Annotated in this window: 3 protein-coding genes and 1 pseudogene; 2 read left to right on the forward strand and 2 right to left on the reverse strand. The window is 35.5% G+C overall.

The features are described from left to right. Both CI949_RS15800 and CI949_RS21000 read left to right on the forward strand, forming a co-directional pair. Nucleotides 1-992 (forward strand): methyl-accepting chemotaxis protein (locus CI949_RS15800; RefSeq protein ID WP_290768050.1); only part of this gene is annotated, 992 nt, incomplete at its 5' end. 395 nt (nucleotides 993-1,387) lie between these two features. Beyond that, nucleotides 1,388-1,685 (forward strand): annotated as a pseudogene (locus CI949_RS21000) (reverse transcriptase domain-containing protein); the annotation flags it as partial. 377 nt (nucleotides 1,686-2,062) lie between these two features. Here CI949_RS21000 and CI949_RS15810 read toward each other — a convergent pair. Continuing rightward, nucleotides 2,063-4,621, reverse strand: a complete 2,559-nt coding sequence (locus CI949_RS15810) for an aconitase family protein (RefSeq protein WP_290768055.1) — start codon at nucleotides 4,619-4,621, stop codon at nucleotides 2,063-2,065. A 47-nt stretch (nucleotides 4,622-4,668) separates the two neighbouring features. Beyond that, nucleotides 4,669-5,676, reverse strand: a complete 1,008-nt coding sequence (locus CI949_RS15815; protein WP_290768058.1) for an isocitrate/isopropylmalate dehydrogenase family protein — start codon at nucleotides 5,674-5,676, stop codon at nucleotides 4,669-4,671. Between the last annotated feature and the right edge of the window lie 23 nt (nucleotides 5,677-5,699).

Raw genomic sequence — 5,699 nt, forward strand, 5'->3', positions numbered from 1 at the left:
TGATTAAAGTTAATGAAGTTAGTAAATCATTTAATAATATGATAAGAGAATTTAAAGATATTATTAGTGAAATAAATAATGCTTCTGATGAAGTAGAAGAATCTTCAAATTACATGAGAGAAGTTTCAAATGAAGTTGGTAATGTATCAACACAAATTGCTAAATCTATCAATGATGTGGCAGTTGGTGCAGATAATCAAGCTGAAAGTGTAGATACTATAAATCAACAAATCAAAACTCTTGCTGAAGACATTGAAAAATTAAAAAATTCAAACCAGGAAGTAGAAAAACTGGCTGATGAAATGGAAAATGCAGCAACAGATGGAAAATCTGAAATCGATAAGGTTAGCAATCAAATGGCTAAAATAAGAAATGCTATTGAAGAAGTTGCAGCGGGTATTTCTAATTTAGAGACAATATCTAATGAGATTGGTGAAATTTTGAATATAATAAATAATATTGCTGAACAAACAAACTTACTTGCTTTAAATGCTGCAATTGAAGCCGCAAGGGCTGGTGAAGCTGGTAGAGGATTTTCTGTAGTTGCAGATGAGATTAGAGAACTAGCCGAAGAATCAGTAAATTCTGCCGAAGAAATCAGAAAATTAGTAGAGGACGTTAAGGTAGAAACCAAAACTGCAAGTTCACGAATGGATGATGGAATTGATGAAATTCAGAATGGAGAAAATGTTGTCAGCAGTGCCGAAGATTCTTTTGGTGATATAGAAAACAAAATAAAAAATGCTGCTACCGGTATAGAGTCTTCCCTTAAAATTGTAGAAGATGTGGACAGTTATACTGAGAAAATTGTTCATGAAGTCGGTGAAATTGCAAGTATATCTGGGGAAACTTCTGCTAATACTGAGGAAGTAGCAGCTGCCAGTCAGGAACAGAATGCTTCAATCGAAGAAATCACTTCATTGGCAGACTCACTTGCTGAAATGTCAGCTAATTTAAATCAGTCAGTAAAACGTTTTGATTTAAATTCATAAATTTATTTGTAAATTATCCCAGTCTTATGAATGGGAGTTTTTATTATATAGCGTATAATTGTCAATAATTTTTTAGAAAAAATGCATAGAGATACCCATTTTGCTATGATGTAAAATTATGGCAATGGCCTAACAAGAACCCATATGATATTCAAATTCATAAATAATCATTTTTTATCTAAGAGGGCCTCGTTTTTTTGTGACATATTGATGCAACCTGGCGTTAAATACTAATTTCAAAGGTTAACGTACTTAATCCGCATAAGGGGTATCACGCTAAATAACGATGTTATGGTTATCCTCAAGGAGGCTTATGCAAAGAGGAATATTATGTAAAGTAATCTGAAAATTAGTTAACATATAAGAGCTCTGTTTTCATTTGCTTTGAATAAAGCGGGCCTATAAGTCCATTGCTCAGCAACATTATGCTGGATAAACTAGATAAAGAACCGGAGAAATCCAATCATAAATTCTGTCGTTATGCCGATGACAACCAGATCTATGTCAGAAGCAAAAAGAGGCTGAAAGAGTTATGAAGAGCATAACCGTATTTATTGAAAAGAAACTGAAATTTAAAGTCAATACGGTAAAAAGTGTAGTCGACAGACCCAGGATAAGAAAATTCTTAGGATTTTCATTTTATCGAAAAAAATAAGGGTTAGAGTCCATCCGAAATCAATTAAGAGAATTAAAACAGACAATTATCGGCTGAGTCAGCTATTTTATAATAGTTGATATAAAAAAAGATGAGAGAGCTTGACTAGTGGACAAAAAATGAATAATAATACTGGAAATGGTGGAGGAAAGTTAAAATAAGCTTTAGAATGCACAGAAAATCGGGGATGAAAAACTAAAGCGTGGGAATATGACAATATAAGAAAAGGCTATTGGATAATATCCAATAGCCTAATACTTGCAATAATCTTTACAAATTAGTTATTACTAAAGAAACTGGAATACTTTAGTTTTACGGAAGGATATGCACCAGTAATTAATTATTAATGAAACATCCAGTAACAACGAACGGTACGCTGTTGATCTGAGAGGAAGGAAAATAAACTAATATACACCTACCTTATTTTATATAATTCTAAATATTGATCTGCAGTTGGTATTTCCCCTAGTACTGCTGTAGCTGCTGCTACTTGAGCACTGCCAAGATAGGTCCGGGAATCAGAAGGACCAATGCGAGACTGATAGTTACGAGTTGTAGTGGTAAAAGCTGTAGCACCAGATCCAATCCTTCGCTTATTACCCATACATAATCCACAGCCAGGCATAATTACAGTCGCTCCTGCCTTTGTTAGTTTTTCCATTGTGCCATCAACAATTAATTCTTCGTAAATATCACGAGAAGCCGGTCCCACAACCACGTTAATATCTTGCGGTATCTTATGACCAGCAATTACTGATGCTGCTTCCTGAATGCTTTTTAAGTCTCCGCCAACACAGCTGCCGATGTAAACCTCATCAATTTTCTCTCCTTCAACCTCACTTAAAGCAGCCACATTATCGGGGTGATGTGGTTTAGCAACTAAAGGCTCGGAAATTTCTGCTAAAGGAATTTCAATTTCTGCAGCATATTCAGCATTTTCATCTGCCTCAAAGAGTATTGGATCTTTAAGATAATCTGCAATTGCTTTAATGGTATTTTTAACAGATGGAGACGAATCAGCATCCGGACGTGATTGTAAATACTCGAGATTTTCTTTAATAGTCTCAATAGTAATCTCATCAGATGGTACTACACCTGCTGAAGCACTTCGCTCTGCAACAGCATTTGTTAAAATATAACGCTCATCTGAACTTAGAAAGTCTAAACCTTCCATTTCAATAACTCGACCATTATAAATTTCTTTACCCACAGTTTTATCAGCATAAACTACTAAAGCAGAAACTAGATCTCGAGCAGTAATTCCTGCTGGTGGACGACCTGTAAATCTAACTTTAACTGATTCATCCATAGTCAGATCCTGTTTACCATATTTCATAACTCCTGCCACAATATCTGAAGCAGCTGGAAAAGAAACTCCACGTGGAGTTCTGGTATGGGAATCTCCACCAACTATTACATCAGTCGGCAGCACAAAACGATTACCAATCGTATGAATAATACCTTCTCCAGTCTGTAAACAAACTCCACCCCTTTTTGTCACAAATTCATGTAAAAATTTATGAGTATCTCTTTCTGCACTGGAAGGACATTCGCCAGTATGACATAAAGACTGGACAACAAATTCTGCTCCAAAATCTTCTCCGGCCATTGATTGGTATTCATCCATGGTCATCGGACCAGTTGTATCCTGAGAAAAAGCCCCTCTCATTTTAACCTGAGCTGTTTCACCTGGCAAGATTGTATCCTTACCATCAAGACGGTTATAAGCTACAATTTTTTGAGCTAAGGTTTGAGCGGGTTTAGAATCTTCTTTGACTACATTCTGCTCGGCAGGTGTTTTGATATCACCAGTCTCAATTTCATTTTCCTCACAGTAAGCTAAAGCCATTTTTTGAAGTTCGTTACCTGCATCAAAATAAGTCATACCACCTGCTGCAATTTTTTTCATCTTATAATCAATTGGTAATTCAATTTCAATTTCTAAATCATCATTAACCAAAATCTTTTTTGCTGTTAAATCAACTTTAAGACTATCTCCTTCTTTAATCTCAGTAGTATCAGCTTCCAGTGGCAAGATTCCTGAAGCCACCAACGATTCTTTAAAGATAGGCGCAAAACTTTTTGCTATTACAACTCCGCCTTTTTTCTTTTCTGGCTCACCTGCCACTGGTTTTCCTAAAAGCTGCTGCATTGTATACGTAGCTGACTTACGGGATGAACCTTCTCCAAGTGCTTTATCAGCTGTAAAGAATACACTTTCTCCTTTGGCTTTAAGTTCATTTAATCTGCCCCAGAGATTTTCTTCATCATCACGTCCATCCATTACAAACTGAGCGTGACGAGGCTGATCTGTTCTGCTGTTAGCATTTTTAGAAGGACTTAAGTGTCCTGTTGTAATATTATCACCAACTCTTAAAGATATTCCCTGATATTGATCCTTAAGTTCCCAGTCTTCAGCAAATTCTCGATAAGCCCAGCTCAGCATCAACTCATCAATTTTCTTTTTAAAATATGGATTCTCTGCTGCAAGTTCTTTTAATTTTTTAAAATCAGCTCTGGTTACCAATACCGTCTCTTTTAAAATTTCAGTTATCTGCTCTCTATAAATTTCTTTAGCAAATAAATCAATTAAACGAGAAGTGGCGGCTCCACCCTTCATTTTTGTCAGCAGCTCTAATGCCCTGCTGGAACTTAAATAAGGGTTTTCTACCTCTCTTATTTTTGCTTCTTTAATAATTTCTGCCAGTCCTTCAGCTTTAGCATGAGCAGCAGGAAATGTCCCCCTTTTTACTTCTTCTGAAATAAGCCTCAGAATTAATTTATCTAATCTTTCTTCTGTAAATATCTCGAATTTTTCATTTTCTAAACTTTCCACTTTCAGACCAGCAAAAAGACATTCAACTTCCCCTGCCTCTAAAGGCCTGGGGTCAAGTCCATAAGCATTTTTTCTTGCTGCTGCTTTTTTCTTGTATTCAGTTAAACAATCTAATAATTTTTCCATTTTAGCTTCCATTAACTAATCTCTCCTCTCTTCTCTTAAATAATTTAAGCTTCTATTAATTATAATTCGGAAATTATAGCTTCTGTTATTTCATCAGTTGAGGCACTACCACCCAAATCTCTAGTTAAAACTTCTCCCTTATTTAAAACTAAAGAAGCCGCTTTTTCTATTTTATCTGCTGCCTCAGTTTCTCCAAGATGTTTAAGCATTAAAATTCCAGAAAATAGCAGAGCAACCGGATTTGCTTTATTTTGGCCTGCAATATCTGGAGCACTACCATGGACTGCTTCAAAAACAGCTAAATCATCACCTAAGTTCATTCCAGGAGCAAGCCCCAGGCCACCTATTAAACCAGCACCTAAATCAGAAATAATATCGCCATATAAATTAGTTGTAACTAAAACATCGTAATCTTCTGGATACTGCACCATCTGCATACACATATTATCAACAATTTTATCATCAAATTCTATTTCTGGATTAGTCTTTTTGTATTTTTTAGCAACTTTACGTGCTTCTTCTAAAAAGAGACCATCACTAAATTTTAAAATATTAGCTTTATGTACAGCTGTAATTTTTTTTCTTCCTTCACGGACAGCATATTCAAAAGCTCTTTCTGTTATCTTGCGTGATGCCTTACGAGTAATTATTTTTATACTTTCTGCCGCTTCATCACCGACATAATGCTCAATCCCTACATAAAGTCCTTCAGTATTTTCTCTAAAAACTACCATATCTAAATTTTCATCTTTAGCAAATTTTCTGGCATGTACTTTTAGTGGTCGCACATTTGCATATAGATCTAATTCTTTACGAATTGCAACATTAACACTTCTAAAACCACTGCCTACAGGTGTTGTGATTGGCCCTTTTAAAGCTACTTTATTTTTTCTAACTGACTCAAAAACTTTTTCTGGAAGGGGAGTACCATATTTATCCATCACTCCAGCTCCAGCCTCTACCTTATCCCAATTAATTTCCACACCTGCAGCATCTATAATTTTGGCTACAGCCTCTGAAATTTCTGGTCCAATTCCATCTCCAGCAATCATTGTTACATTATGCATTCTCTTTGCTCACTACTCCTTTT

The organism is Halanaerobium sp. (assembly GCF_003070835.1).

Bases quoted from the DNA above. Each gene is read 5' to 3' on its own strand.
- CI949_RS15810 (WP_290768055.1), bottom strand. From the start codon at position 4,621: ATGGAAGCTAAAATGGAAAAATTATTAGATTGTTTAACTGAATACAAG.
- CI949_RS15815 (WP_290768058.1), bottom strand. From the start codon at position 5,676: ATGCATAATGTAACAATGATTGCTGGAGATGGAATTGGACCAGAAATT.